This is a genomic window from Stenotrophomonas sp. Ps181, assembly GCF_025697425.1.
GTDB classification, from domain to species: Bacteria; Pseudomonadota; Gammaproteobacteria; order Xanthomonadales; family Xanthomonadaceae; genus Stenotrophomonas; species Stenotrophomonas sepilia.
Map to the genome: position 1 here is coordinate 233,289 of NZ_JAHWBI010000001.1, position 25,724 is coordinate 259,012.

At 66.8% G+C, this 25,724-nt stretch carries 24 protein-coding genes and 1 pseudogene; 13 read left to right on the forward strand and 12 right to left on the reverse strand.

Going from position 1 to position 25,724, the window contains the following annotated elements:
- Positions 1 to 192 precede the first annotated feature (192 nt).
- Positions 193 to 603: an antitoxin YezG family protein gene (locus tag KXV01_RS01160; RefSeq protein WP_263467472.1), complete on the forward strand. Its 411-nt coding sequence runs from the start codon at positions 193 to 195 to the stop codon at positions 601 to 603.
- Between the two features lie 91 nt (positions 604 to 694).
- Here KXV01_RS01160 and KXV01_RS01165 read toward each other — a convergent pair whose 3' ends face one another.
- Both KXV01_RS01165 and KXV01_RS01170 read right to left on the reverse strand, forming a co-directional pair.
- A complete protein-coding gene (locus tag KXV01_RS01165; RefSeq protein WP_263467473.1) occupies positions 695 to 1,903 on the reverse strand; it encodes an endonuclease/exonuclease/phosphatase family protein in 1,209 nt (402 codons plus the stop codon).
- Between the two features lie 37 nt (positions 1,904 to 1,940).
- On the reverse strand, positions 1,941 to 2,696 hold the full coding sequence (locus KXV01_RS01170) for an arginyltransferase (protein ID WP_049439048.1): 756 nt from the start codon (positions 2,694 to 2,696) through the stop codon (positions 1,941 to 1,943).
- A gap of 155 nt (positions 2,697 to 2,851) precedes the next feature.
- Here KXV01_RS01170 and KXV01_RS01175 point away from each other — a divergent pair, with 155 nt between their 5' ends.
- Positions 2,852 to 3,412 (forward strand): EF-hand domain-containing protein, encoded by a 561-nt coding sequence (locus tag KXV01_RS01175; RefSeq protein ID WP_049411750.1) that lies wholly within the window; start codon positions 2,852 to 2,854, stop codon positions 3,410 to 3,412.
- A gap of 51 nt (positions 3,413 to 3,463) precedes the next feature.
- Here KXV01_RS01175 and KXV01_RS01180 read toward each other — a convergent pair whose 3' ends face one another.
- The 4 genes from KXV01_RS01180 to KXV01_RS01195 all read right to left on the reverse strand — a co-directional run bounded on the left by KXV01_RS01180 (position 3,464) and on the right by KXV01_RS01195 (position 7,213).
- Positions 3,464 to 4,681 (reverse strand): RNA polymerase sigma factor, encoded by a 1,218-nt coding sequence (locus KXV01_RS01180; protein WP_099495266.1) that lies wholly within the window; start codon positions 4,679 to 4,681, stop codon positions 3,464 to 3,466.
- A gap of 207 nt (positions 4,682 to 4,888) precedes the next feature.
- Entirely contained in the window at positions 4,889 to 5,383 is a 495-nt protein-coding gene (locus tag KXV01_RS01185; RefSeq protein WP_262256798.1) for a pathogenicity-like protein, read from the reverse strand.
- Positions 5,384 to 5,386: 3 nt separating this feature from the next.
- The gene (gene tesB, locus KXV01_RS01190; RefSeq protein ID WP_005412623.1) at positions 5,387 to 6,295 is read right to left on the reverse strand and encodes an acyl-CoA thioesterase II; all 909 of its coding nucleotides are present in this window, start codon (positions 6,293 to 6,295) and stop codon (positions 5,387 to 5,389) included.
- A 141-nt stretch (positions 6,296 to 6,436) separates the two neighbouring features.
- On the reverse strand, positions 6,437 to 7,213 hold the full coding sequence (locus KXV01_RS01195; RefSeq protein WP_049439166.1) for an enoyl-CoA hydratase/isomerase family protein: 777 nt from the start codon (positions 7,211 to 7,213) through the stop codon (positions 6,437 to 6,439).
- 34 nt (positions 7,214 to 7,247) lie between these two features.
- On the opposite strand from KXV01_RS01195, the gene KXV01_RS01200 reads away from it, so the two are divergent.
- Complete coding sequence (locus KXV01_RS01200) at positions 7,248 to 7,700, forward strand: copper chaperone PCu(A)C (protein WP_099494761.1); 453 nt, start codon at positions 7,248 to 7,250, stop codon at positions 7,698 to 7,700.
- Positions 7,701 to 7,773: 73 nt separating this feature from the next.
- Here KXV01_RS01200 and KXV01_RS01205 read toward each other — a convergent pair whose 3' ends face one another.
- The 3 genes from KXV01_RS01205 to uvrA all read right to left on the reverse strand — a co-directional run bounded on the left by KXV01_RS01205 (position 7,774) and on the right by uvrA (position 11,990).
- Entirely contained in the window at positions 7,774 to 8,499 is a 726-nt protein-coding gene (locus KXV01_RS01205) for an enolase (protein WP_111096424.1), read from the reverse strand.
- Between the two features lie 90 nt (positions 8,500 to 8,589).
- Positions 8,590 to 8,997: a thioesterase family protein gene (locus tag KXV01_RS01210; RefSeq protein WP_111096423.1), complete on the reverse strand. Its 408-nt coding sequence runs from the start codon at positions 8,995 to 8,997 to the stop codon at positions 8,590 to 8,592.
- Positions 8,997 to 11,990: an excinuclease ABC subunit UvrA gene (gene uvrA, locus KXV01_RS01215; protein WP_049413748.1), complete on the reverse strand. Its 2,994-nt coding sequence runs from the start codon at positions 11,988 to 11,990 to the stop codon at positions 8,997 to 8,999. Before uvrA ends, KXV01_RS01210 begins: the two co-directional genes overlap by 1 nt.
- Before the next feature lie 339 nt (positions 11,991 to 12,329).
- Here uvrA and rplU point away from each other — a divergent pair, with 339 nt between their 5' ends.
- From rplU to cgtA, 3 genes are all read left to right on the forward strand, one after another.
- A complete protein-coding gene (gene rplU, locus KXV01_RS01220; protein WP_005408557.1) occupies positions 12,330 to 12,638 on the forward strand; it encodes a 50S ribosomal protein L21 in 309 nt (102 codons plus the stop codon).
- An 18-nt stretch (positions 12,639 to 12,656) separates the two neighbouring features.
- Positions 12,657 to 12,920, forward strand: a complete 264-nt coding sequence (gene rpmA / locus KXV01_RS01225; RefSeq protein ID WP_005415704.1) for a 50S ribosomal protein L27 — start codon at positions 12,657 to 12,659, stop codon at positions 12,918 to 12,920.
- A 177-nt stretch (positions 12,921 to 13,097) separates the two neighbouring features.
- The gene (gene cgtA / locus KXV01_RS01230) at positions 13,098 to 14,141 is read left to right on the forward strand and encodes an Obg family GTPase CgtA (protein ID WP_263467474.1); all 1,044 of its coding nucleotides are present in this window, start codon (positions 13,098 to 13,100) and stop codon (positions 14,139 to 14,141) included.
- Positions 14,142 to 14,340: 199 nt separating this feature from the next.
- On the opposite strand, the gene rpsT is transcribed toward cgtA, so the two are convergent.
- Entirely contained in the window at positions 14,341 to 14,610 is a 270-nt protein-coding gene (gene rpsT, locus KXV01_RS01235) for a 30S ribosomal protein S20 (RefSeq protein ID WP_005408560.1), read from the reverse strand.
- A 117-nt stretch (positions 14,611 to 14,727) separates the two neighbouring features.
- Here rpsT and murJ point away from each other — a divergent pair, with 117 nt between their 5' ends.
- The 7 genes and pseudogenes from murJ to KXV01_RS01270 form a co-directional block, all read left to right on the forward strand.
- Complete coding sequence (murJ, locus tag KXV01_RS01240) at positions 14,728 to 16,332, forward strand: murein biosynthesis integral membrane protein MurJ (protein ID WP_100477740.1); 1,605 nt, start codon at positions 14,728 to 14,730, stop codon at positions 16,330 to 16,332.
- A 75-nt stretch (positions 16,333 to 16,407) separates the two neighbouring features.
- Positions 16,408 to 17,355, forward strand: a complete 948-nt coding sequence (locus KXV01_RS01245; RefSeq protein WP_100477741.1) for a bifunctional riboflavin kinase/FAD synthetase — start codon at positions 16,408 to 16,410, stop codon at positions 17,353 to 17,355.
- Positions 17,352 to 20,183 carry an isoleucine--tRNA ligase gene (gene ileS / locus KXV01_RS01250; RefSeq protein ID WP_100477742.1) on the forward strand — a complete coding sequence of 944 codons (2,832 nt, stop codon included), beginning with the start codon at positions 17,352 to 17,354 and terminating at the stop codon, positions 20,181 to 20,183. Before KXV01_RS01245 ends, ileS begins: the two co-directional genes overlap by 4 nt.
- The gene (gene lspA, locus KXV01_RS01255) at positions 20,183 to 20,707 is read left to right on the forward strand and encodes a signal peptidase II (RefSeq protein ID WP_049413756.1); all 525 of its coding nucleotides are present in this window, start codon (positions 20,183 to 20,185) and stop codon (positions 20,705 to 20,707) included. Before ileS ends, lspA begins: the two co-directional genes overlap by 1 nt.
- A gap of 27 nt (positions 20,708 to 20,734) precedes the next feature.
- Positions 20,735 to 21,685, forward strand: a complete 951-nt coding sequence (gene ispH / locus KXV01_RS01260) for a 4-hydroxy-3-methylbut-2-enyl diphosphate reductase (RefSeq protein ID WP_049439172.1) — start codon at positions 20,735 to 20,737, stop codon at positions 21,683 to 21,685.
- A gap of 144 nt (positions 21,686 to 21,829) precedes the next feature.
- A complete protein-coding gene (locus tag KXV01_RS01265; protein ID WP_049413759.1) occupies positions 21,830 to 23,713 on the forward strand; it encodes a M61 family metallopeptidase in 1,884 nt (627 codons plus the stop codon).
- A pseudogene (locus KXV01_RS01270) lies at positions 23,710 to 23,952 on the forward strand (lysoplasmalogenase family protein); the annotation flags it as partial. The gene KXV01_RS01265 and the pseudogene KXV01_RS01270, both read left to right, overlap by 4 nt.
- A gap of 91 nt (positions 23,953 to 24,043) precedes the next feature.
- Here the strand turns inward: KXV01_RS01270 and KXV01_RS01275 are convergent.
- Complete coding sequence (locus tag KXV01_RS01275) at positions 24,044 to 24,751, reverse strand: hypothetical protein (protein ID WP_049439174.1); 708 nt, start codon at positions 24,749 to 24,751, stop codon at positions 24,044 to 24,046.
- Positions 24,748 to 25,704 carry a hypothetical protein gene (locus tag KXV01_RS01280; protein WP_053498523.1) on the reverse strand — a complete coding sequence of 319 codons (957 nt, stop codon included), beginning with the start codon at positions 25,702 to 25,704 and terminating at the stop codon, positions 24,748 to 24,750. Before KXV01_RS01280 ends, KXV01_RS01275 begins: the two co-directional genes overlap by 4 nt.
- Positions 25,705 to 25,724 lie beyond the last annotated feature (20 nt).

The following is a 25,724-nucleotide window of genomic DNA, read 5'->3' on the forward strand; positions in this document are numbered from 1 at the left end:
ATTCACATCTTCAGTCATGCGCGACGGCCTACTGGGGCTATTGAGCGCCAGATGCTGCCCTTAGAGGGTTGCTGCAAAGACGTAGAGCGCTAGGCCGCAATTGCGAGCTGAAAGCGACATCTGGTTGAGCGTCAAAATCCTGCGTGTTTTATCTTCTGACGGATGAATGCCAAAGACACCTCAGGAGAAGGCTTGGACGAGCGGCTTACATCAACGCTACCTGCCTTGTATCACCGAATTGGCCAATCACTGATTGATGCCGTGCCTACCGACCAATGCGGGATCTGGCTGAACTTCGAGATCATCAAGAATGCCTGGTCGGGTTGGGCGTTCTACCGCAGGCCGTCAGGCTCATACGGCTATCTAGAAATTCCAGAGGATGCGGAAGCAGCGCTTCTGGAGATGCATCAGCTCTTTGCGCAATGGCACCATGCACTCTGGACGAGTTTGACGTTTCATCTGGATCCAGAGAACAAGATGGAAATCGAGCTCGGATATGAGCAGCTTTCCGAGGATGAGTTCATCGATTCCCTGGGTCGGGAGCAGGCTTGGCAGGACCGCTATCTCGGGGCTGACGCTCAGATTGACTGGCAGAGCTACTAAGCTTGGTTGGTTGCAGTAGCCGAGCATGGGCTCGGCTCTACAACATCTTCAGCAACCGGTGGCGCCGGGCGATGCCCGGCGGCTGCGCCGGTTACGGCTTCACGTCCACCCACACCAGGTGGTGGTCGCTGCCGTCGGCGATCTTCGCTTCCGGGCTCTCATTGGCTGGCCAGAAGACGCCGCTGCCCACGTACTCGAAACCGGTCGAGGGCAGCACGTAGTCCAGGCGCATGGTGCCGGACTTCGGGCCGAAATCGCCGGTGGCGTGGAACGGTGCGCCCTTGCGTTCGATGCCCTTGGCCGCATAGGCCAGGCTGGTCTGCTCGCCGCCGACGCTGCGCGGGGTGGGGTAGCGCAGCACGCGCGTGTTCTCGATCAGCTCGACGATTGCTTCATGGCGGCCATCGCCATCAACCGGGTCGTTGTTCAGATCGCCGAGGATCACGAAGCGCGCGTCCTGTGCCAGGCCGCCGCACTGGCCCTTGTCGTCGCACAGCCACGGCTTCTCACCCTTGGACAGATATTCCTGCCACAGGCGCAGTTCGTCGTGGTTGCGCGCCGCGTTGCGCTTTTCCGGACCGTCGAACACCGGCGGCGTCGGATGCGAGACCAGCGCGTGGACCACGCCGCCCGGCGTCTTCACCGGCACGTCCCAATGCGACTTCGAGGACAGGCGCAGCTGAGACCACACGTGGTCGTTGTAGAAGCTCTGGCCGGTACGCGGATCGACCGGGCGAATGGCACCGGGCATCGCACTCCACTTCAGCAGCTGGAAGCTGCGCACCTTGGTTTCATCGATCGGGTAGCGCGACAGCACCAGCATGCCGTACTGGCCCGGGTGCAGGCCGTAGCCCCACGCGTCATTGCCACGGCTGCGGCCTTCGCCGCCGACCACGCCGTTGTTGTCCAGGTCCAGGCCGCTGGGCACACCGGTATTGACCGGCGCCAGGTAACGGTAGGCAAAGTGCAGCGGCTTGCCGCCGCCGGGCTGGGCGACTTCCAGGTAGCGCTTCTGGAACAGGTCGGCGGCGCGATGGGCATCGTCGAAATCAAATTCGTTCAGCAGCACCAGGTCCGGGCGCACCTGCTGCAGCACGGCGGCGATCTTGCGTGCGTGCTCGCTGTCGCCCTCCAGTTCCTTGATCAGGCCACCGGTGTCGTCGGAGTACAGCGAGGTGTTGTAGGTGGCCAGGCGCAGCGCAGTGGACGGCTTCTCAGTCATCGCGGGGGACGTGGCAAAGGCGGGGGCGGTGGCGCCGCAGAGCAGGGCCAGGGCGAGGATCAAGGGTTTGGCGTTCATGCCCCTATTCTGCACCCGGCCCGGTGTCAGCGGTTTGTCAGCGCCCGTCCAGTTCGTTGTCGAAATCGTGCCAGCGGCGGCCGTCGTAGGCCTCAAGGGGATGGAAGCGGCGCTTGTAGTCCATCTTCTGGTGCCCCCGGATCCAGTAGCCCAGGTACACGTGCGGCAGCCCCTCGCGGCGCGCCCACTCGATCTGTTGGAGGATTGCGAAGGTACCCAGCCCGCGCGCGGCGTGGTCCGGGTCGAAGAACGTGTAGACCGCCGACAGGCCATGCTCGGTGACGTCGGTCACCGCCACCCCCAGCAACTGGCTGGGCTGGCCGTCGTGGCCGGGCAGGCGCATCTCCATGAAGCGGGTGTGCGACCAACTGCCGATCAGGAACTGCTCGAATTCGTGCGGGCCGTGGTCGTCCATGCCGCCATTGGCGTGGCGGTGGGTGAGGTAGCGGTGATACAGCGCGAACAGGTCGTCGCGGGCGGTGGCGGCGGTGATCCGTACCTCCAGGTCGGCATTGCGGGCGGCGCAGCGGCGCTGGCTGCGGTCCGGAGCGAAGCGGGCCACCGGGATGCGCACCGCCACGCAGGCCTGGCAGTGCGCGCAATGGGGCCGGTAGACCAGGTCGCCGCTGCGGCGGAAGCCCCAGCTCAGTGCCAGCGGATAGAGCGCACCGAGGCGGCGGTCGTTCGGGTCCAGCACCAGGTCGCGCGCCACCCGGTCGGACCAGTACCCGCAGGGGTGCTCGCCGGTCTGGAAAAGCCGCAGTTCGTCGTCTCTATCGCCGTGTAGTGCCATGGGCACAGCATAGCCCCAGCCCGTCGCAGTGGCGGCGACTGTCCGCCGGATGAACGGATCTGGCAGCAGCGTCAACCGATGTCGCGCCCGGGCGTTGTTGTCCCCCGAGGGTGAAGTGATCACCCCGACGCAAACCCATTCCCAGGAGTGACCCCATGATCCGTACCCCCCTGCTGCTGGCCCTGCTGCTCGGCACTTCCGCCTCCGGCATCGCGCTGGCGGCCGACACCCCGACCGCGCCGGCACAGCACCCGGCCAAGCTGGACACCAACGGTGACGGCGTCATCGATCGCAGCGAGGCCGCCGCCAACCCGCGCCTGGCCGCGAAGTTCGACGAACTGGACAGGAACAAGGACGGCAAGCTTTCGCGCGATGAGATGCCGCGCTGGCAGCATGGCCGCCGTGGCCACGGCGGTGAGCGCTGGGCCAAGCTGGACGTGAACAAGGACGGCCGCATCAGCCGCGACGAGGCCAAGGCCGATCCGCGCCTGGCTGCGCGCTTCGACCAGCTCGACCTCAACAGGGACGGTTACCTGGACAAGGCCGACCGCGAGCTGCGCATGAAGCAGCATCGTGATGCCTGGTTTGCTGCCGCCGACACCAACAAGGATGGCCAGCTGAGCAAGGCCGAGTTCGACGCGGCCAAGGGCCCGATGCACGGCGGCCCGCGCCAAGGCGGTCCGCGCGACGGCGGCGCGCCGAAGCCGCAGCGCTGAGGTTCAATGCAGTGAATGACGACAACGCCGGCAGACTGCCGGCGTTGTCCGTTACACGTTTCCGTTGCGCATCAGCGCATATACCACCAGGCCGATCACGAATACGTTCGCCCCGATGATGCCGGTGCGCCCGTACACGGATTCGTATTTCCAGTTGGTTCCGCTGCGGCCGCGCCGCGCTGAATCGCGCGCGATCATGGGTGCCATCACGCGCTGCAGCGGCACCAGGCACTGGTAGTTCACCGTACCCAGGCCGATGACGAGAATCGCAAGTTGCAGCCAGATTGGCACCTGCAGCATCAGCGAGATCAGCAGGCTGGTGCAGACGACCATCGCGGTAAACGTATTGAGGTGCACGAAGCGTCGCACTGCTGTTCGTTCCTGCTGGGTGTCTGCGAAGCGCAGCAGGAAGCGGCCACCCAGATAGCTGCCGATGATGCCGCCGACGACGCCACCGGCAACGGTGGCCCAGTCGCTGGCGGGAATCAGGTGCAGCTGGCTGGCGGCGGCCGTCAGTGAACCCATGGCTGCCCCGCCTGCGGCACTGACGCCGCCCAGGCCCAGCTTGCTGCCGCCCACGCCGACACCGGTGCCGAGCAGGATCGCTGCGCTGGCCGTGCCGGGCGCGGCCACCAGTACCATCGAAACCACCGCCGTAGCGAACGCGGCACTGGGTGCGCTGCTGCGCGCGAACTCACCGAAGCGCTGCAGCAGGCCGTCGCGCACCAGCGCGCGGGCGCGCGACAGGCGCTTGCGCACCGCCGCGTCGCTGAGCCCGAGCAGGTCGGCCACCTGTTGCGAGCGCTGGCCCTCTCGGTAGTACAGCAGCAGCACTTCGCGGCTGTCTGCGGGCAGGGCAGAGATGATCTCCTCGGCGGCGATCTCCTCTTCCACCCGCTGCAGGCGGTCGGCAGCACCCGGGGCGGGGTCGGCGGCCATGCCCATCGCCACCTCGGCCGCCTCGCCAGTCAGCGGGCGCCCGCGCTGGGCGCGCAGCCAGTCGCGGGCCAGGTTGCGGGTGATCTGCCGCAGCCAGGGCAGGAAGCTGGTCGCGCTGCGCAGCTGGTGCAGCTGCTGCCAGCCCTTCACAAAGGCTTCCTGGGCAATGTCCTCGCTGGCCTGGCGGTCGCGGGTGATGGCCAGCGCGATGGCGGTGACCGTGTTCTGGCAGGCCAGCACGATGCGGCCGTAGGCGTGCTGGCAACCGCTGGCGGCGGCGGGCAGTTCGCGTTCCAGGGTCTGGTCGATCGATGCGGCGAACGTCGTCATGGCGGCGGCTCTCCTGCTGGGATTGTGTCCCATGACGGGGCCGCGCGCGAAGTGTGACCGGCTTTCTGCACGGTCGTGCCGGCCCCCGGCCGGCAACCTCATGACAAAAAAGGGGACGGAGGGGATTAAGTCGTTTGTGCCACAAACGACTTAATCCCCTCCGTCCCCTTTTTGCGGTTGCCGGGCAGCGGCCGGCCGACCCGTGGGTTATTTCGATGGCTGGATGCGGACCCGGACTTCTTCCTCTTCCGGCGCTGCCTGCGGGGCCGGTTGCGCCTGCTGCAGCTGGGCCTGCGGGGCGGGCGCCGGGGCGCCGCGATGGCGCAGGCCGATCACCAGCGCCACCCCAGCGATCACCACCAGCAGGGCGATGCGGATGCGCCAGGCCCAGCTGCGGCCGCCGCTGCCCGATTCCGGCGCGTCGCGGAAGGCGAATTCGGCGGTGGGGTGGTCGCGGCGGGTGGTGTCGAGCAGGCGCGCCTCGCGCAGGATTTCGCGCGCGCGCGGCTGGTCGTCGGCACGCACGATCCACACCGCCGGGTAGGCGTTGGCATTGCCCAGGTCGGTATAACTGAACTGGCCGCGGCGGCGGGTCTTGTACGAGCGCCCGTTGGTCACCTTGACGTCGATGCCATGCCCGCGCAGTAGCTCGGCCACGCCTTCGACGGTTTCCACGCGCTGGCTGCTGAAGATCTGGCGCATGGGTTACTCCTTGGCCGGCACGGCGGCGGCCGCAGCCTGGTCGGGAACCACGCGGATCAGGCCTTCCTGCGCGGTGCTGGCCACCAGCACGCCGTTGCGGGTGAAGAACTGGCCGCGGGCCAGGCCGCGCGAATCCTGCGCGCTGGGGCTGTCCAGCGAGTACAGCAGCCAGTCGTCGGCGCGGAACGGGCGATGGAACCAGATTGCGTGGTCGAGCGAGGCCATCTGTACGTGCGGGTGGTAATAGCTGATGCCGTGCGGGAAGGTTGCCGTGCCCAGCAGGTGGAAGTCGGAGGCATAGGCCAGCAGCGCCTGGTGCAGCTCCGGGGCATCGCCGACCGGCTCGCTCAGGCGCAGCCACACCTGGTGGTAGGGCGGGCGCTTGGGCGGGTTCAGTTCGTCGCGTGGATAGACATGGCGGAACTCGAACGGGCCGCCACGCGACAGCCAGCGCTGCACCTTGATCGGCAGGCGTTCCAGCACTTCGGCCGGCAGCGGCCGGTTCGGTTCAATGTCTTCCGGCTGCGGCACTTCGGGCATCTTGTGCTGGTGCTCGGCGCCGGTCTCGGCCTGCTGGAACGAGGCCGCGCAGAAGAAGATCACCTTGCCGTGCTGGATCGCGGTGACCCGTCGCACCGAGAAGCTGCCGCCGTCGCGGGTGCGGTCCACGTCGTAGACGATCGGGTGGTCGATGTTGCCGGCGCGCAGGAAGTAGGCGTGCAGCGAGTGCACGTGGCGGCCATTGTCGACCGTGGCCTGCGCCGCAGCCAGTGCCTGGCCCAGCACCTGCCCACCGAACACGTACTTGGTGCCGATGTCGCGGCTCTGCCCGCGGAACAGGTTGTCCTCCAGCCGCTCCAGCGTGAGCAGGTCGATCAGCTCGGAGACGACGGGTTCGGGCGTGTCGTTCAAGGGGGCGGCCACAGCAGTGAAAGAGGGCCTGATTATACCGGTCAGGGCGGCTGCCCCATCTTCGGTAGTGCCGGCCGCTGGCCGGCAACCTCATGATCCTCTTGGGGGGGGCGGATGCCGGCCAGCGGCCGGCACTACCGTTTACTTGCCCAGCCGGGCGACCAGCGCCTGCAGGGCGTTCTGCGCATCCGGGGCGAACCAGGCTTCGACGAAGCGGTCGAGCTGGATCAGGTCCGGGTGAAGCGCTTCGTGCAGGTCGGCGCGGGCGATGGCGCGGGTCAGCAGCATCGGCTGCCGAGGCTGCTTGAGCAGGTTCTGCAGCCAGGCCACGGCGCGTGCCACCACCTGGTCACCCTCGGCCAGCTCATCGACCAGGCCGATCTGCAGCGCCTGTTCGGCCGGCACCAGCGCGCCGGTGGTCAGCAGCACGCCGGCACGGTGCACGCCCACCGCACGGCGCAGCAGGCGCTGGATGCCCTCCGGTGCGATCAGGCCGACCTGGACTTCGTTCAGGCCGATGGCATACGGCCGCGACGGATCGGCGCTGCGCGCCATCACCCGGTAATCGCAGCACAGCGCCAGCACGCAACCGCCGGCCGGGGCGTGGCCGGTGATCGCCGCGACCACCGGAATGCGGCTCTCGGCCAGCGTGCGCACGGCGCCAAAGAAGGCGTTCCAGGTATCCAGCAGCTTGTGCTTGTCATCGCCATGCGAGAGCAGGTGCGGCACGTCCATGCCGCCGGTGAAGACGCGCTCGCTGCCCGACAGCACGATGCCGTGCGCATCTTCGGCCATGGCCAGCTCGATGGCATGGATCAACTGCCGGCACAGGTCGGTGTCCAGTGCATTGACCGGCGGCCGCGCCAGGCGCAGTTCGCGGATGGGGCCGTGGTTGATCACCTCGATGAGCGTCGTCATGCTGCGGTCTCGTTGCGAAGAAGGAACCTGGGCGATGATAACCAAACCATTCGTTGGCGTACTGTGGGTGCTGTGTGCGGCCGCAGCATCGGCTTCGGCTTCGGCTGCGGAATCACGCTGCGTCACGGTGGAGCAGGGCTGGGCGCGGCTGCCACCGAATCCGGCGATGCCGATGACTGCCGGCTATGGCGTGATCCACAACGGCTGCAGCAGGGCGGTGGTGATCACCGGCGCGACCAGCAGTAGTTTCGGCGACGTGTCGCTGCACGAGACCACGATTGTCGATGGGGTCAGCCGCATGCGTGCGATCGAGCGCATGCCGCTGGCGCCGGGCGCGCGCGCCGAGCTCAAGCCCGGTGGCCTGCACCTGATGCTGATGCAGGGCAAGGGCGCGCTGAAGGAAGGGCAGGCGCTGCCGTTGCGGCTGCAGCTGGAAGGCGGTGGCGAAGCGAGCGCGACGTTGACCGTGCGCAAGGCCGCGCCGTAGCGGGATGGTAGTGCCGGCCGCTGGCCGGCAAAAACAGGAAATGCCGGCCAGCGGCCGGCACTGCCGCAGGGTCTTACGACCAGTCGTACGAGAACAGTACCGTGCGGCTCACCGGCTCATACAGCATCACGATCGCGTCGGCGCCGGTGGCGCACCAGTTGTAGCCAGCGACTTCGGCGACGGCGAAGAACTTGTGGCCATTGCGGCGGATGATCGCCATTTCGGCATCATCTGGAGCATGCCGGTCGTTGGCGGCGTCGGTGAATTCCAGGGTGAAGGCGGCCGGAATATCGGCCGTTTCGATCCAGTTGCCACAGGAAATCTGTCCCCCCAGCGTATCCAGATAATCGCGCTCGCTGGCCTCACCCTTGCCGTAGCGCGAGTAGCAGGCGAGGCGGCCATGCGTGGCGTGGTAGTGGCGGGCCTTGGCGTAGCTGTCGCGCATCTGCGCAATGTGTTCCTGCGCGTCCTTGTCCTGTACTGCGTCGCCGATGAAATAGCCCTCGTTGCCGAGGAAGCGCATCTGGTTGCCGGTGGTCAGCTCGAAGGCGATCCAGTTGGTGCCGGTGAAATCGTTGTGGTGTACTTCGGTGGTTTCGCCGATGCAGCCTTCGTACGGCTCGATCGGGCACAGCATCGTCGCCACCTGGCCGGCCAGTTCCGGGCGCAGCACACCGAGGTCGATCTTCAGCAGCGGCAGCAGGTGCTTGCCGAGCCACGTCTGGTCGGCGGGGAAGACGTCGGTGGGGAAGGGGACCATGCCGGGCAGCAGGTCGCTCAGTTCAGTCTGGTGGATCATCTCAGTCCTTTGAATCGGATCGGTAGTGCCGGCCGCTGGCCGGCATGCGCGAAGCGTCTGGAGGTTGCCGGCCAGCGGCCGGCACTACCTTCAGGTGGAAGCGCTGCGGATCGCCTCCGGCAGCGGCGCGCTCCCGCCGGTCTGCGTATCCATCCAGACCACCACCACGTTGCCGTCGGAATACAGCTTCGAGTCGTCCTGCTGGTCGACGATGCGGTGGCCGATGGTCACGCTGCTGTTGCCCAGGCGCTCGACGAACAATTCGACCACGATGTCGTTGGGCCACACGATCGGCAGCCGGTAGTTGACGTTGGTCGCGGCCACCACCGGGGCGATGCGGTCGGTCATCGACACGCCGTCCACGCCCAGCATCCAGCGCACGCGCGCTTCCTCCAGGTAGGAAATGTACTTGGCGTTGTTGACGTGGCCCATGCTGTCCATGTCACGCCAGCGCACGCTGATCGGGATGCGGGCCAGGATCTTGGGTTCGCTGCTCATCAGGCGTCCTTCTTCTTCGTCGTGCTCTTGCTGGCCTTGCCGGTGCTCTTGGCGGCCACGGCCTTCTTCGCCACCTTGGCCGGCTTCTCGGGCTTCACCTTGCGCGGCGGACGCGCATCGGGCTTGTTGGCCACGGCGGCCGGCTGCTCGGGGCGCGCGCTGGTGGACGGCAGCATGCGGGCCAGGAACTGGCCGGTGTACGACTGCGGGCAGGCCGCCACGTCTTCCGGCGTGCCGGTGACCAGGATGGTGCCGCCGCGGTGGCCACCCTCCGGGCCCAGGTCGACGATCCAGTCGGCGGTCTTGATCACGTCCAGGTTGTGCTCGATCACCACCACCGTGTTGCCTTCGTCGCGCAGCTTGTGCAGCACGCCCAGCAGCGCTTCGATGTCGTGGAAGTGCAGGCCGGTGGTCGGCTCGTCGAGGATGTACAGGGTGCGGCCGGTATCGCGGCGCGACAGCTCCTTGGACAGCTTCACGCGCTGTGCTTCACCACCGGACAGCGTGGTCGCGCTCTGGCCCAGCTTGATGTAGCTCAGGCCGACGTCGACCAGTGTTTCCAGCTTGCGTGCGATCGACGGCACCGGCTCGAACAGCTTCAGCGCATCCTCGACGGTCATTTCCAGCACGTCGTTGATGTTGAAGCCCTTGTACAGGATCTCCAGCGTCTCGCGGTTGTAGCGCTTGCCGTGACAGACATCGCACGGCACGTATACGTCCGGCAGGAAGTGCATCTCGACCTTGATCAGGCCATCGCCCTGGCAGGCCTCGCAGCGGCCACCGCGCACGTTGAAGCTGAAGCGGCCCGGTGAGTAGCCGCGCGCGCGCGCTTCCGGCACCTGTGCGAACAGTTCGCGCAGGGGAGTGAACAGGCCGGTGTAGGTGGCCGGGTTCGAACGCGGGGTGCGGCCGATCGGCGACTGGTCGATGTCCACCACCTTGTCGAACAGGTCCAGGCCATCGATCTCCCTGTACGGGGCGATCGGGTGCGAGGAACCGTTGATCTCGTTGGCGGCCAGCGAGAACAGGGTGTCGTTGATCAGGGTCGACTTGCCGGAGCCGGACACACCGGTCACGCAGGTCAGCAGGCCCGACGGAATCGCCAGGTCCACGCCCTTGAGGTTGTTGCCGCTGGCCCCACGCAGGTGCAGGGTCATCTTCGGGTTCGGCTTGTGCCGGCGCGCCGGGATCTCGATCGCGCGCTTGCCCGACAGGTACTGGCCGGTCAGCGAGCGCGGTGCCTCCAGGATGTCCTGCAGGGTGCCCTGGCCGACGATCTCGCCGCCATGCACGCCCGCGCCCGGGCCGATGTCCAGCACGTAGTCGGCCAGGCGGATCGCGTCCTCGTCATGCTCGACCACGATCACCGTGTTGCCGAGGTCGCGCAGGCGGGTGAGGGTGCCCAGCAGGCGTTCGTTGTCGCGCTGGTGCAGGCCGATCGACGGTTCGTCGAGCACGTACATCACGCCGACCAGGCCGGCGCCGATCTGGCTGGCCAGGCGGATGCGCTGCGCCTCGCCACCGGACAGCGTGTCGGCCTTGCGTTCCAGGGTCAGGTAATCCAGGCCGACATCGACGAGGAAGCCGAGGCGTTCGCCGATTTCCTTGACGATCTTCGCGGCAATCTCGCCACGCCAGCCCGGCAGGCTCAGCTCGCTGAAGAACTTCAGCGCCTCGTCGATCGGCAGCACCACCAGCTCCGGCAGCGGGCGGTCGGCCACGAACACATTGCGTGCGGCCTTGTTCAGGCGCGCGCCATGGCATTCCGGGCAGGGCTGTTCGCTGATGTACTTGGACAGCTCTTCGCGCACCGCCGGCGATTCGGTTTCCTTGTAGCGGCGCTCGAGGTTGGGAATGATGCCCTCGAAGCGATGCTTGCGCTGGGTGCGGCCACCGGCTTCGGTGAAGTAGGTGAAGGTGATTGCTTCGTCGCCGCTGCCGTACAGCACGGCCTGCTGCACCTTGTCCGGCAGCGAGTTCCAGGCCGCGTCGACGTCGAACCGGTAGTGCTTGGCCAGCGAGGCGATCAGCTGGAAGTAGTAGGCATTGCGGCGGTCCCAGCCGCGCACCGCGCCGGCGGCCAGCGACAGCTCGGGGTGCACCACCACGCGCGAAGGATCGAAGAACTCGGCCATGCCCAGGCCATCGCAGCCGGGGCAGGCGCCCATCGGTGCGTTGAACGAGAACAGGCGCGGCTCCAGTTCCGGCAGCGAGTAATCGCAGACCGGGCAGGAGTATTTGGAGGAGAACAGGGTCGGCGCGGATTCCGTGTTGTCCAGGCTCTGTACCGAGGCCATGCCGTCGCCCAGCTTCAGCGCGGTCTCGAAGCTCTCGGCCAGGCGCTGCTTGATGTCCTCGCGCGGGCGGAAGCGGTCGATCACCGCCTCGATGGTGTGCTTCTGGCGCAGCGCCAGTGGCGGCACCGCATCGATTTCATGCAGCTCGCCGTCCACGCGCACGCGCACGAAACCCTGCGCACGCAGCTGGTCGAATACCTGCGCATGCTCGCCCTTGCGGTCGCGGATGACCGGGGCCAACAGCATGTAGCGCTGTTCCGGGTCCAGGGTCAGCACCTGGTCGACCATCTGGCTGACCGTCTGCGCTTCCAGGGGATAGCCGTGGTCCGGGCAGCGCGGGGTGCCGACGCGGGCGTACAGCAGGCGCAGGTAGTCGTAGATCTCGGTGATCGTGCCGACCGTCGAGCGCGGGTTGTGCGAGGTCGACTTCTGCTCGATCGAGATCGCCGGGGACAGGCCTTCGATGTGGTCCAGGTCCGGCTTTTCCATCACGCTCAGGAACTGGCGCGCATAGGCCGACAGCGACTCGACGTAGCGGCGCTGGCCTTCTGCATAGATGGTGTCGAACGCCAGCGAGGACTTGCCCGAGCCGGACAGGCCGGTGATCACGATCAGCTTGTCGCGGGGCAGGTCGAGGTCGAGGTTCTTCAGGTTGTGCGTCCGCGCGCCGCGGATGCGGATGAAATCCATCGCCATGGGGGATCCGGTTGTGGGGGCGTTGGCTGGGTGCCGGGCCAGCAGGGAACGGCAATCGGTCAGCCTACCGAGGTGACCAGATGGGGGCAATGGGCCACAATGCCAGCCCGGTGTCTCACCTTGTGAGACAGGCCGACAGCTTTGTGTAGAGCCGAGCCATGCTCGGCTGCCTGGACCCCGGCCCGTTCAGCCGGGCATGGCGCGGCCCGGCAGGGCCCGGCCTCCAGGCCGTCCAGGGGTTGACTTGACCCGCGCCCGATGATCTGCGTACAATCCCGCTCCTGTCCGCCCTCGATGGCGGCAGCTCAGACCACAATAACTACAGAGGAAGGCCTGGTCATGTACGCAGTACTGGTCACCGGCGGTAAGCAATACCGCGTGGCGCAGGGCGAAAAGCTCCGCATTGAAAAGCTCGAAGTCGAAGTCGGCAGCGAGATCAAGTTTGACAACATCCTGATGCTGGGTGACAGCGACGGCGTGAAGCTGGGCGATGCGCTGAAGGGCGCTGCCGTCACCGCCAAGGTCCTGTCCCAGGGTCGTGCTGACAAGGTCCGGATCATCAAGTTCCGTCGCCGCAAGCACCACATGAAGCGTCAGGGTCACCGTCAGTACTACACCGAAATCGAGATCACCGGCATCGCCGGCTAAGCATCAGGAGAAGCAGTCATGGCACATAAAAAGGGCGTAGGCTCCTCGCGCAACGGTCGCGACTCCAACCCGAAGTACCTGGGCGTCAAGATCTTCGGCGGCCAGGCCATCGAAGCCGGCAACATCATCGTGCGTCAGCGCGGCACCCAGTTCCACCCGGGTTCGGGCGTTGGCCTGGGCCGTGACCACACCCTGTTCGCCCTCGTGGACGGCAAGGTGGAGTTCTCGGTCAAGGGCGCCAAGAAGCGTCGCACCGTCAGCATCGTCTCGGCCGACGCCTGATCCAGGCATCGCCGGCACCCGTGCCCCGGCATGGGAGTGCTGCATGAAGAGCCCCGCTTCGGCGGGGCTTTTCGTTAGAGTGGACGCAAGACCGGCCAGGCCGGGCTGCCGGCCATCGGCAGGCATAACATTCAAGGCGGCGGCCGGCAGGCCACGCCCATCGCAGGCATCGAAACAATGAAACTGGTAGACGAAGCAGAAATCGAAGTGTTCGCCGGCAACGGCGGCAACGGCTGCATTGGCTTCCGTCGCGAGAAGTTCATTCCGCTCGGCGGCCCGGACGGCGGCGACGGCGGTGCGGGCGGCAGCGTGTATATCCGCGCCGATGAAAACCTGAACACCCTGGTCGACTTCCGCCATGACCGCATCTTCAAGGCGCAGCGCGGCGAGAACGGCATGGGCCGCCAGGCCTATGGCAAGGGTGGCGAAGACCTGACCATCACCGTGCCGGTCGGTACCGTGGTGATCAACGTGGCCACCGATGAAGTCATCGGCGACCTGACCCAGCACGGCGATCGCCTGCTGGTGGCCAAGGGCGGTCGTGGCGGCCTGGGCAACATGCACTTCAAGAGCTCGACCAACCGCTCGCCGCGCCAGGCGTTGCCGGGCGAGGAGCGCACGCTGAAGCTGGAGCTGAAGCTGCTGGCCGATGTCGGCCTGCTGGGCTTCCCCAACGCCGGCAAGAGCACCCTGATCCGCGCCGTTTCGGCGGCGACGCCGAAGGTGGCTGATTACCCGTTCACCACGCTGTACCCGAACCTGGGCGTGGTGAAGGTGGAGAACTACCGCAGCTTCGTGATCGCCGACATTCCGGGCCTGATCGAAGGCGCGGCCGATGGTGCCGGCCTGGGCGCGCAGTTCCTGCGCCACCTGCAGCGCACCCGCCTGCTGCTGCACCTGGTGGACATCTCGCCGATGGAAGGTGGCGTGGACGGCATCTCGCCGGTGGAGCAGGTGCGTGCGATCGAGCGCGAGCTGGAGAAGCACGATCCGGAACTGCTTAAAAAGCCGCGCTGGCTGGTGCTGAACAAGGCTGACCTGATGTTCGAAGACGAGGCGCAGGCCGCGGCCGAGCAGATCGTTGCCGAGTTGGGCTGGAAGGAGCCGTGGTTCCTGGTCTCCGCACTGGGTCGCGAGGGCACCTTCCCGATCATGAGCCGGATCATGGCCTTCTTCGATCGCCAGAAGGAAGAAGAGCAGGAAGCCCGCGACGCGCAGTAGAGTCGACCGCTGGTCGACTGGCGTTGATAAAAACCCGGCTTCGGCCGGGTTTTTGCTTGGTAGTGCCGGCCGCTGGCCGGCAATCCGGTGAACCGCCGGCCAGCGGCCGGCACTACCGGATCGCAGGCAACAAAAAACCCGGCCGAGGCCGGGCTTTTGTCTGCAGCCCAACCCCGGAGGGCAGGGCGGCAACGCCGGATCAGGCGGCCTTGAGGGCCTTGATGCGGTCGTTCAGGCGGCTCTTGTGGCGAGCAGCCTTGTTCTTGTGGATCAGGCCACGCGCGCTGAAGCGATCCAGGATCGGCTGGGCAACGGCGAAGGCGGCTTCGGCGCCGGCGGCATCGTTGGCGTCCAGCGCCTTGATCACTTTCTTGACAGCGGTGCGCAGCATCGAGCGCTGAGCCACGTTGCGCGCGTTGCGCACGACGGTCTGCTTGGCGCGCTTCTTGGCGGACTTGATATTGGCCACGGTGGTGGTTTCCTGAAAAAATCGGTGTTATGGGAACAGCAAGCTAGCTAGTATGATGGCGTAAGAAATGCACGTCAAGTCGATTGTCAAGAGGGACGCTGAGTGAGTTCACCCAAGTTGTTGCGGGGCCTGCTGTCGTTCAGCAGCATGACCATGGTCTCGCGCGTTCTCGGACTTGTCCGGGACTTCGTGGTGACCACCACGTTCGGCACCAACGCCATCACTGATGCTTTCTGGGTCGCCTTCAGGGTACCCAATTTCCTGCGCCGGTTGTTCGCCGAAGGGTCTTTTGCCACCGCTTTCGTGCCGGTGTTCACGGAAGTGAAGGAAACCCGCAGCCATGCCGAGCTGCGCGAACTGATGGCCCGCACCGCCGGCACCCTGGGCGGGGTGCTGATGCTGGTCACCGCACTGGCCCTGATCTTCGCGCCGCAGCTGGCCTCGGTCTTCTCCAGTGGCGTTGATACCGACCCGGTCAAGCAGGGCCTGCTGGTCGACCTGTTCCGCCTGACCTTCCCGTTCCTGCTGTTCGTCTCGCTGACCGCACTGGCCGGCGGTGCGCTGAACAGCTTCCAGCGCTTCGCGATGCCAGCGCTGACCCCGGTCATTCTCAACCTGTGCATGATCGCCGGCGCGCTATGGCTGGCGCCGCGGCTGGGCGGCACGCCGGAAAAGCAGATCCTGGCGCTGGGCTGGGCGGTGCTGGCGGCCGGCATCCTGCAGCTGCTGTTCCAGCTGCCCTCGCTGAAGGGCATCAACCTGCTGACCCTGCCGCGCTGGGGCTGGCGCCATCCGGGCGTGCGCAAGGTGATGACGCTGATGGTGCCGACCCTGTTCGGCTCCTCGGTGGCGCAGATCAACCTGCTGCTGGACACCGTCATCGCGGCCAAGCTGACCGATGGCTCGCAGTCCTGGCTGTCGCTGGCCGACCGCTTCCTCGAGCTGCCGCTGGGCGTGTTCGGCGTGGCGCTGGGCACGGTGATCCTGCCGGCGCTGGCCCGTCACCACGTCAGCACCGACCGCGAAGGCTTCTCGCGCTCGCTGGACTGGGGCCTGCGCATGACCCTGCTGATCTCGGTGCCGGCCATGCTGGGCCTGCTGCTGCTGGCCGAGCCGCTGATCGCGACCATCTTCCAGCACGGCCAGTTCAGCGCCTTCGACACCCGCATGACCGCGCTGTCGGTGTACGGCCTGAGCTTCGGCCTTCCGGCATTCGCCCTGCTGAAGGTGGTGCTGCCGGCCTTCTACGCCCGCCAGGACACCAAGACCCCGGTGCGCGCCGGTGTGGCGGCACTGGTGGCCAACATGGTGTTCAACTTCGCCCTGCTGGCCGTGCTGTACCAGGTGATGGTGCCCGACGAGCTGAAGGCGCAGGGCGTGATGGCGGCCATCGGCAAGCAGCCGGGCCTGCACCTGGCACTGGGCATCGCCAGCGCGCTGTCCAGTTACCTGAACCTGGGCCTGCTCTGGTACTGGCTCGGCAAGACCGACGTCTACCAGCGCCGGCCGGGCTGGGGCGGCTATCTGCTGCGCCTGCTGTTGGCCTGCGCGGCGATGGTTGGCGTGCTGCTGGCCCTGCTGCACTGGCTGCCGGGCTTCCCGGCGATGAACGTGTGGGAGCGGATCGGTGCCCTGGCGTTGCTGGTCGGCGGCGGCGGCGCGACCTACGCAGTGGCCATGCTGGCGATGGGCTTCCGCCCACGCGACCTGCGTGGGCATTGATCGCGGCCAGTGACGGCTATACTTCAGGGTTACACCATTGAAGCGGCGGCCCCGGTCGGGCCGGAACGAGAGTTGATGAGCAGGCTGTTCAGAAGCGTCGAGGGCGGGGAGCTGTTCCCCAACGGAAGCGTGGTCTGTATCGGTGCATTCGACGGCCTCCACCTGGGCCATCGTGCGCTGGTCCGCCACGCGGTCGCCCGCGCGCGCGCCTTGGGCGTGGCCGCAGTGGCCGTGGCGTTCGAGCCGCTGCCGCGTGAATTCTTTTCCCAGGGCACGCCGCCGCCGCGGCTGACCCTGGCGCGCAGCAAGGTCGAGATCCTGCGCGAGCTCGGCGTCGATGCGATCGGTCTGCTGCGTTTCGACGCGGCGATGGCGGCGATGCCGGCCGAGGCCTTCGTGCACCAGTTGCTGGTGCAGCGCCTGAGCGCGCGCGAGGTGTGGATCGGGCCGGAGTTCTGCTTCGGCAACCGCCGCCGCGGCGATCTGGCCCTTCTGCAGCAGATGGGCGCCGAGCTGGGCTTCAGCGCCGGCGAGATCGAAGCGGTCGACCTGCATGGCGAGCGCATTTCCAGCACCCGCATCCGCCAGCTACTGCAGGACGGCGATTTTGCCCGCGCCAACGACCTGCTCGGCCGCCCCTACGCGATCAGCGGCCGGGTGGTGCGCGGTCGCCAGCTTGGCCGTACGCTGGGCTTCCCCACCGCCAACCTGCGCTTCCCGAAGACCCCGGCGCTGTCGGGCATCTACGCAACCTGGGTGCATGGTGTGTTCGACCAGCCGTGGCCGTCGGTGTCCAGCTTCGGCACCCGGCCGACGGTGGAGGGCGTGGAGCCGCTGCTGGAAGCCCACCTGTTCGATTTCCAGGGCGATCTGTACGGTCGCCACATCGACGTGGAGTTCGTCACCAAGCTGCGCGACGAAGAGAAATTCAATGATCTGGCGGCGCTGACCGACCAGATGCACCGCGACGCCGAACAGGCGCGCGCCATCCTTTCCGAACATAGATTGCGAGCTACTGCGTGAGCCAGGACTACAAGACCACCCTGAACCTGCCAGCCACCGAATTCCCGATGCGCGGCGACCTGCCCAAGCGCGAGCCGGGCATTCTGGCGCGGTGGGAAGCGCAGGGGCTCTACCAGCAGCTGCGCGACAACGCCGCCGGCCGTCCGCTGTTCGTGCTGCATGACGGCCCGCCATACGCCAACGGCCGCATCCACCTGGGCCACGCGGTCAACAAGATCCTGAAGGACATCATCGTCAAGTCGCGCTACCTGGCCGGCTTCGATGCGCCCTATGTGCCGGGCTGGGACTGCCATGGCCTGCCGATCGAGATCGCGGTCGAGAAGAAGTGGGGCAAGGTCGGCACCAAGCTCGACGCCGTCGAATTCCGCCAGAAGTGCCGCGAGTTCGCCGAAGAGCAGATCAACATCCAGCGCGTGGACTTCAAGCGCCTGGGCGTGACCGGTGACTGGGACAACCCGTACAAGACCCTGAGCTTCGACTTCGAAGCCAACGAGATCCGTGCGCTGTCCAAGGTCGTGGCCAACGGACACCTGGTGCGTGGCGCCAAGCCGGTGTACTGGTGCTTCGACTGTGGCTCGGCGCTGGCCGAGGCCGAGATCGAGTACCAGGAAAAGGAATCGCCGGCGATCGACGTCGCCTACGCCGCGCGTGACGCGCAGGCCATCGGCCAGGCGTTCGGCGTGAGCGTGCCGGCCGACGTGGAAGTGGCGGTGCCGATCTGGACCACCACGCCGTGGACGCTGCCGGCCTCGCTGGCGGTGTCGCTGGGTGCGGAGATCAACTACGTGCTGGCCGAGGGCCCGGCCCACAACGGCAAGCGCCGTTGGCTGGTACTGGCCGCCGCGCTGGCAGAGCGCGCGCTGCAGCGCTATGGCGTCGAGAACGTGGTGCTGCACGGTGAAACCACCGGCGCGGCGCTGGAGAACCAGCTGCTGGCGCACCCGTTCTACCCGGACCGCGAGATCCTGGTGCTCAACGGCGACCACGTCTCCGATGAGGACGGTACCGGTGCGGTGCACACCGCCCCTGGTCACGGCCAGGAAGACTTCGTGGTCAGCCAGAAGTACGGCCTGCTGGACAAGTACAACGCCGGGCAGGTGACCCCGATCGACGGCCGTGGCGTGTACCTGGAATCGACCCCGCCGGCCGGCGAGGTGGTGCTGGCCGGCCAGCACCTGTGGAAGGCGCAGGAGGCCATCGTCGGCGTGCTGCGCGACAACGGTTCGCTGCTGGCGTTCCACCCGATCCGCCACAGCTACCCGCACTGCTGGCGCCACAAGACGCCAGTGGTGTTCCGCGCCACCCCGCAGTGGTTCATCTCGATGGACAAGGCCAACCTGCGCAGCGATGCGCTGGCCGCGATCGACACTGTCGGCTGGTTCCCGACCTGGGGCAAGGCGCGCATCCAGAGCATGGTCGACGGTCGCCCGGACTGGACCATCTCGCGCCAGCGCACCTGGGGCGTGCCGATCGCACTGTTCACCCATCGCCAGACCGGCGAGATCCACCCGCGCTCGGTGGAGCTGATGCAGCAGGTTGCCGACCGCGTCGAAGCCGAGGGCATCGATGTGTGGTACTCGCTGGACGCCGCCGAGCTGCTCGGCGCCGAAGCGGCCGACTACGAGAAGGTCACCGACATCCTCGACGTCTGGTTCGACTCGGGGGTGACCCATGAAGGCGTGCTCGCCGCGCGTGGTTTCGGCAAGCCGGCCGACCTGTACCTGGAAGGCTCCGACCAGCATCGTGGCTGGTTCCAGTCCTCGCTGCTGACCGGCGTGGCGATCGACAAGCGCGCCCCGTACAAGCAGTGCCTCACCCATGGTTTCACCGTGGACGAGCATGGCCGCAAGATGTCCAAGTCGCTGGGCAACGGCATCGAGCCGCAGGACATCATGAACAAGCTGGGCGCGGACATCCTGCGCCTGTGGATCGCCTCGGCCGACTACAGCAACGAGATGTCGCTGTCGCAGGAGATCCTCAAGCGCAACGCCGACGCCTACCGCCGCCTGCGCAACACCGCGCGCTTCCTGCTCGGCAACCTGGACGGTTTCGACCCGGCGCTGCACCTGCAGCCGCTCGAGCAGATGGTCGCGCTGGACCGCTGGATCGTGCATCGCGCGTGGGAGCTGCAGGAGAAGATCAAGGCAGCCTACGACGGCTACAACATGGCCGAGATCGTGCAGCTGCTGCTGAACTTCTGCAGCGTGGACCTGGGCTCGCTGTACCTGGACGTGACCAAGGACCGCCTGTACACGATGCCGACCGATTCACACGGTCGCCGTTCGGCGCAGAGCGCGATGTACCACATTGCCGAGGCGTTCACCCGCTGGGTGGCGCCGATCCTGACCTTCACTGCCGACGAGCTGTGGGGCTACCTGCCGGGCGAACGCGCCGGCCACGTGCTGTTCACCACCTGGTACGACGGCCTGGCGCCGCTGCCGGCTGATGCCCAGCTCAACGCCGCCGACTTCGACCAGCTGCTGGCCGTGCGCGAACAGGTGGCCAAGGTGCTCGAACCGATGCGTGCCAACGGTGCGATCGGTGCCGCGCTGGAAGCGGAGATCACCATCGCCGCCAGCGAGGAGCAGGCCGCGCGCTGGCAGCCGCTGGCCGATGAACTGCGTTTCCTGTTCATCAGTGGCGACGTGCAGGTGCGCCCGGCGACCACCGACGAGGTGTTCGTCAGCGCCCAGCCGACCAGCAAGGCCAAGTGCGTGCGCTGCTGGCACCACCGCGCCGACGTCGGCAGCAACGCCGACCACCCGGAACTGTGCGGCCGCTGCGTGAGCAACGTGACCGGCGCCGGCGAAGTGCGGAGCTGGTTCTGATGGCCGCGCCCCGTCCGCATCCGAACGCCCTGGTCTGGCTGCTGCTGTCGGCGGCCGTCATCGGCCTGGACCAGTGGTCCAAGGCCTGGGTGCTGTCGAGCCTGCCGGAGTTCCAGCCGGTGGTGGTCATCGACGGCTTCTGGAACTGGTACCGCACCTACAACACCGGCGCGGCATTCAGTTTCCTGAGCGACGCCGGTGGCTGGCAGAAGTACTTCTTCACTGCACTGGCGATCGCCATCAGCGGGCTGATGGCCTGGTGGCTGCGCGGCACCGCCCGTGGCAACTGGAAGGCCGCGGTGCCGTATGCACTGATCATCGGTGGCGCCATCGGCAATGTGATCGACCGCCAGGTGCACGGCCACGTGGTCGATTTCATCCAGTGGTACGTGGGCAGCTACACCTGGCCCTCGTTCAACATCGCCGATTCGGCCATCGTGGTGGGTGCCATCGGCATCGCCCTGTTTGGCCTGTTCGACGGCAAGTCCGCCAAAAAGGCGGATAATGCCAACCCGAAACCGTAAGCCGGCCGCTGCCGGGAGATTGAACTGATGGATGTGCTGCTCGCCAACCCGCGTGGTTTCTGTGCCGGTGTCGATCGTGCGATCGAGATCGTCAAGCGCGCGATCGAAACGCTGGGCGCGCCCATCTACGTCCGCCATGAAGTGGTGCACAACCGCTTCGTGGTCGACGACCTGAAGCAGCGCGGCGCGATCTTCGTCGAAGAACTCGACGAGGTTCCGGACAACAACACGGTGATCTTCAGCGCACATGGCGTCTCGCAGGCCGTGCGCCAGGAAGCCGAGCGCCGTGGCCTGAAGGTGTTCGATGCCACCTGCCCGCTGGTGACCAAGGTCCACTTCGAAGTCGCGCGCCACTGCCGTGCCGGCCGTGACGTGGTGCTGATCGGCCATGCCGGTCACCCGGAAGTGGAAGGCACCATGGGCCAGTGGAACCGCGAAGCCGGTACCGGCCAGATCTACCTGGTCGAGGATGTCGAGCAGGTCGCGACGCTGCAGATCAACCAGCCGGAAAACTTCGCCTACACCACCCAGACCACGCTGTCGGTGGACGATACGCGCGGCATCATCGATGCGCTGCGCGAGCGTTTCCCGGCGATGCAGGGGCCGAAGAACGACGACATCTGCTATGCCACGCAGAACCGCCAGGACGCTGTGCGCGACCTGGCCAAGCGCTGCGACTTGGTGCTTGTGGTCGGCTCGCCGAACAGCTCCAATTCCAACCGTCTGAGCGAACTGGCCCGCCGCGAAGGCGTGGAGTCGTACCTGATCGACGGTGCGCACGAGATCGACCCGGCTTGGGTGGCGGGCAAGCAGCACATCGGCGTGACCGCCGGCGCCTCGGCACCGCAGGTACTGGTCGATGGCGTGCTGGCGCGCCTGGCCGAGCTGGGTGCCACCGGCGTGGGCGAGCTGGAAGGCGAACCGGAATCGATGGTGTTCGCGCTGCCGAAGGAACTGCGTCTGCGGTTGGTTGACTGACCGGGCCTGGCGCTGGTGGGTGCGAACCTTGGTTCGCACACCTTTGGCATGCACTGCTGGGCGCACCGCCCATGACCTTTGGCCATGGGGCAGGGCACCGCACAGGCCTAGCATCGGAGGATTCTCCGCTGCTGGAAGTTGCCGATGAAGACCCGAGCCCTGGCGATGTCGTTGCTGTTCGCGCTGGCCGCCACGCCCGCGCTGGCGCAGGCCTCGCCATCGGGTGATGCCGCAGCCCCAGGACTGCTGCGCATCGATGTAGACGCGCGTGACCTGGCCCGGCGCATCTTCAAGGTGACTGCCACCGTGCCGGCCAAGCCCGGCCCGATGACCCTGCTGTACCCGCAGTGGATTCCCGGCAACCATTCACCCACTGGCCCGATCGACAAACTGGCCGGCCTGCGTATCACCGCCAACGGCAAGCCGCTGGCCTGGCAGCGCGACCAGTACAACGTCTATGCGTTCAAGGTGGACGTGCCCGAGGGCGTCAGCGAGATCGTCGCCCACTTCGATTTCCTGTCCTCGCAGGGTGGCAGCCAGGGGCGTGTGGTGATGACCCCGGAGATGCTCAACCTGCAGTGGAATGCCAACTCGCTGTATCCGGCCGGCATCGATGCACGGCAGCTGCAGACGCAGGCCAGCGTGACCCTGCCCAAGGGCTGGTCGTTCGCCACTGCGCTGGAAACCGCACGCCACGACGGCGACACCGTGGTGTTCAAGCCGATCTCCTATGACCACCTGGTCGATTCGCCGCTGTTTGCCGGCGAGCATTACCAGCGCATCGATCTCGATCCGGGCGCGAAGGTGCCGGTGCACCTCAATGTGTTTGCCGACGAAGCCAAGTCGCTGAAGCCGAGCGAGGCACAGATCACCCTGCACCGCGCGCTGGTGCAGCAGGCCGACAAGCTCTACGGTGCGCGTCACTACAACCACTATGAATTCCTGCTGGCGTTGACCGACCGTCTTGGTGGCATCGGCCTGGAGCACCACCGTTCCAGCGAGAACAGCGCCGAACCGGGTTACTTCACCGAGTGGGACAGCAACGCTTGGATGCGCGATCTGCTGCCGCATGAGTACACCCATTCCTGGAACGGCAAGTACCGTCGCGGCGCGGATCTTGCCACCGCCAACTTCAACACGCCGATGGGCGACAGCCTGCTGTGGGTGTACGAAGGCCAGACCCAGTTCTGGGGGCAGGTGCTGGCGGCGCGCTCGGGGCTGTGGTCGGTCGCGCAGGCACGCGACATGCTGGCCAACGTGGCCGCGACCTATGACCGTGGTCGCCCAGGCCTGGCGTGGCGGCCGTTGCAGGACACCACCAACGACCCGACCATCGCCCAGCGCCGCACGTTGCCGTACCGCAACTACCAGATGAGCGAAGACTACTACTCCGGCGGCCAGATGCTGTGGCTGGAAGTGGAAGGCAAGCTGCGCGAACTGAGCGGCAACCGGCGCAGCCTGGATGACTTCGCGCGTGCGTTCTTCGGCGTCGGCAACGGTGACTGGGACGTCAATCCCTATACCTTCGAGGACGTGGTGGCGACCTTGAACGGCATCGCGCCCTACGACTGGGCGACGTTCCTGCGCGGGCGCCTGGACGGCCACGGCGCGTTGACCGGGGGGCTGGAGCTGGCGGGCTGGAAGCTGGTCTACCGCGATACCCCGAACGACGCCTACAAGGCGCAGGAGAAGCGCGCCAAGGCCGCATTGCTGGCGTACTCGCTGGGTGCGACGGTGCTCGACAACGGTACGGTTGGCGACGTGATCTGGGACAGCCCGGCGTTCAACGCCGGCCTGGCGCCCGGCATGAGGGTGATCGCGGTCGGCGGCCGCGAGTACAGCAGCCAGCGCTTGAAGGACGCGGTGGCGACGGCGGCCAAGGACAAGGCGCCGATCGTGCTGCTGGTGAAGCAGTTCGATCGGATCGACACGATGAACATCGACTACCACGGTGGCCTGCAGTATCCGGTGCTGGAGCGCATTGCCGGCAAGCCTGACCGCCTGGCGGAGCTGTGGAAGCGGCGATGAAACAGCGCGCCGGCGACGGTGTGATCCTGTCGATGGCAATCCTCGCCATCATCGGCGCGTTCCTGCCCGGTGACGGGCGCTGGCTGCATTGGCTGGCGAAGCCGGCGACCACGTTGCTGATCGCGGCCATTGCCTGGCGGGTGCGTGATCCTGCGCAGCCGTCCTACCGGCGCGCGGTGCTGGCCGGCATGCTGCTGTCGTGCGTGGGTGACATCGCGCTGATGCTGCCGATGGACGCGTTGAAATAGAAAAAGGGGACGGAGGGGATTAAGTCGTATGTGCCTTGGTGCGGTCTGCGACTTAATCCCCTCCGTCCCCTTTTTGCGTTGACTATCGTCGGTTCGCCTTGCCGGAACGGCCCTGTGCGTCGAACGAGAGGCGGGCGGACTGGCGATCGCCGGCGACCTCGTCCGGCAGCCACACCAGCTTGCCGCCCTTGCGCACGATCACATAGACGTGGCCGACGTCACCCGGCGTGGCCATCAACGCGTTGCGCTGCGCCTGGAGCGCCTGGGCGACGCGTGGCACCGCCTCGAAATCGATGTTGGCCAGCGCCGTGCTGCTGCGGCGCAGGGTGATGGTGGGCGCGAAGCGCTGCGGATCGACCGGATCGCCCTTGCGCCACTGGCCGCGTTCGAAGTGGTAGCTGTCGACGTGAGTCGGCTGCTGCGGATCGACCAGGTCCAGATTGATGCGGCCGTCGTCGTAGAAGTGGATGCTGTGGAACACCGTCAACCGGTGCCCGGCCAGGGCTGGCATCTGTTCCAGTGCCTGGCGGGCGGCCAGCAGGTAGTCCGCATCGAACAAGCGGTTGCTGCGTTCGGGAACCGGCATCGACCGCGGTTCGGGAATCGGTGCGAGCGAAGCAGGCCTCTCGCGCGGTGGAGGCGCGGTGTTCGGCGTGGTTGCGCGGTCATCCTGCACCGAATGGCCCATCGTTTCGGCAAGGGTCTGCAGTGCCCCGCCGGCAACGGCGACGCCGGCCAGCAACAGCAGCACCATCGAAAATACCAGTCGCGTCGAGGGGGGCTGCTTCATACACCCTCCAGGCGAACGTTGCCGCGATCTTCCGGGTCGTACAGCAGCGTGACCTGCTCGCGCGGAAGGTTGGCCAGCTCGATCAACGGGATGAAGCGACGCACGCTCACCTGCTGTACGCCACCTTCGCGGTCGATGTACTCCAGCTGGAACTCCACCTGCGGCTGCTCGTTGAGGTAGGTGCCGGTCTGGCGCAGCTTCAGCACCTTCGCATCCACGCCGATGCCGCGGTACTTCAGCGCGTCTCCGCGTGCATCGGCCTGCAGCAGGCGCCCCAGGACGCGCAGGCCCAGGGCGTAGCCGCACAACACCAGCGGGCACACCAGCAGTGGGTGGCCGAAGGACAGGAACGTCCAGCCCAGGCCCTCGCTCTGCAGCCGATAGGCGAGCACGTAGGCGCTGGCAACCACGACGATGCCGATGACCGCGCCGGCGCCGCGGCGCCAGAGGCTGGCGACATCCAGTTCGGGCTGGGCGCCCTCCAGCACCACGTTGGGGAACGCGCCCGGTTCGCGGCTCAGGCGTACCTCGATACGCTTGCCGGCCACGAAACGCTGCAGTTGCGGCTTGCTGTCCACCACCAGCATCTGTTCGTTGATGGGCGTGCCGGACAGGTTCTGGAAGCCCAGCTGCAGCTTCCACTGCGCGAAGCCGCGCACGTGCACGCCGGTCTGCTCGGCCTGTTCGATCAATGCGTCGCGCGCTTCACCGTCGGCCAGGATCGAGCGCACGCGGTGCAGGGCACGCGGCGGGCCAAGCAGCAGGTAGTGCAGGAAGGCGAGCAGCAGGGCCAGCCACAGGATCAGCGACAGCGCGAGCAGCAGCAGGGCCAGCCATGGCGCGCTGCGGTCGGCCAGTGGCACCGGCCACGACGTGCCGAAGTAGAGGATGCAGGGGAAGGGCAACGCGAAGAACAGCAGGAACGCGCCCCAGAACCAGAGATAGGCCTTCATGGGGTGGTGGGGACCGATGG

What these genes read in the sequence shown, in the direction of transcription:
- KXV01_RS01165 (WP_263467473.1), bottom strand. Translation starts at nt 1,903, where the DNA reads ATGAACGCCAAACCCTTGATCCTCGCCCTGGCCCTGCTCTGCGGCGCC.
- KXV01_RS01170 (WP_049439048.1), bottom strand. Translation starts at nt 2,696, where the DNA reads ATGGCACTACACGGCGATAGAGACGACGAACTGCGGCTTTTCCAGACC.
- KXV01_RS01175 (WP_049411750.1), top strand. Translation starts at nt 2,852, where the DNA reads ATGATCCGTACCCCCCTGCTGCTGGCCCTGCTGCTCGGCACTTCCGCC.
- KXV01_RS01180 (WP_099495266.1), bottom strand. Translation starts at nt 4,681, where the DNA reads ATGACGACGTTCGCCGCATCGATCGACCAGACCCTGGAACGCGAACTG.
- KXV01_RS01185 (WP_262256798.1), bottom strand. Translation starts at nt 5,383, where the DNA reads ATGCGCCAGATCTTCAGCAGCCAGCGCGTGGAAACCGTCGAAGGCGTG.
- KXV01_RS01195 (WP_049439166.1), bottom strand. Translation starts at nt 7,213, where the DNA reads ATGACGACGCTCATCGAGGTGATCAACCACGGCCCCATCCGCGAACTG.
- KXV01_RS01200 (WP_099494761.1), top strand. Translation starts at nt 7,248, where the DNA reads ATGATAACCAAACCATTCGTTGGCGTACTGTGGGTGCTGTGTGCGGCC.
- KXV01_RS01205 (WP_111096424.1), bottom strand. Translation starts at nt 8,499, where the DNA reads ATGATCCACCAGACTGAACTGAGCGACCTGCTGCCCGGCATGGTCCCC.
- KXV01_RS01210 (WP_111096423.1), bottom strand. Translation starts at nt 8,997, where the DNA reads ATGAGCAGCGAACCCAAGATCCTGGCCCGCATCCCGATCAGCGTGCGC.
- uvrA (WP_049413748.1), bottom strand. Translation starts at nt 11,990, where the DNA reads ATGGCGATGGATTTCATCCGCATCCGCGGCGCGCGGACGCACAACCTG.
- rplU (WP_005408557.1), top strand. Translation starts at nt 12,330, where the DNA reads ATGTACGCAGTACTGGTCACCGGCGGTAAGCAATACCGCGTGGCGCAG.
- rpmA (WP_005415704.1), top strand. Translation starts at nt 12,657, where the DNA reads ATGGCACATAAAAAGGGCGTAGGCTCCTCGCGCAACGGTCGCGACTCC.
- cgtA (WP_263467474.1), top strand. Translation starts at nt 13,098, where the DNA reads ATGAAACTGGTAGACGAAGCAGAAATCGAAGTGTTCGCCGGCAACGGC.
- KXV01_RS01245 (WP_100477741.1), top strand. Translation starts at nt 16,408, where the DNA reads ATGAGCAGGCTGTTCAGAAGCGTCGAGGGCGGGGAGCTGTTCCCCAAC.
- lspA (WP_049413756.1), top strand. Translation starts at nt 20,183, where the DNA reads ATGGCCGCGCCCCGTCCGCATCCGAACGCCCTGGTCTGGCTGCTGCTG.
- ispH (WP_049439172.1), top strand. Translation starts at nt 20,735, where the DNA reads ATGGATGTGCTGCTCGCCAACCCGCGTGGTTTCTGTGCCGGTGTCGAT.
- KXV01_RS01265 (WP_049413759.1), top strand. Translation starts at nt 21,830, where the DNA reads ATGAAGACCCGAGCCCTGGCGATGTCGTTGCTGTTCGCGCTGGCCGCC.
- KXV01_RS01275 (WP_049439174.1), bottom strand. Translation starts at nt 24,751, where the DNA reads ATGAAGCAGCCCCCCTCGACGCGACTGGTATTTTCGATGGTGCTGCTG.
- KXV01_RS01280 (WP_053498523.1), bottom strand. Translation starts at nt 25,704, where the DNA reads ATGAAGGCCTATCTCTGGTTCTGGGGCGCGTTCCTGCTGTTCTTCGCG.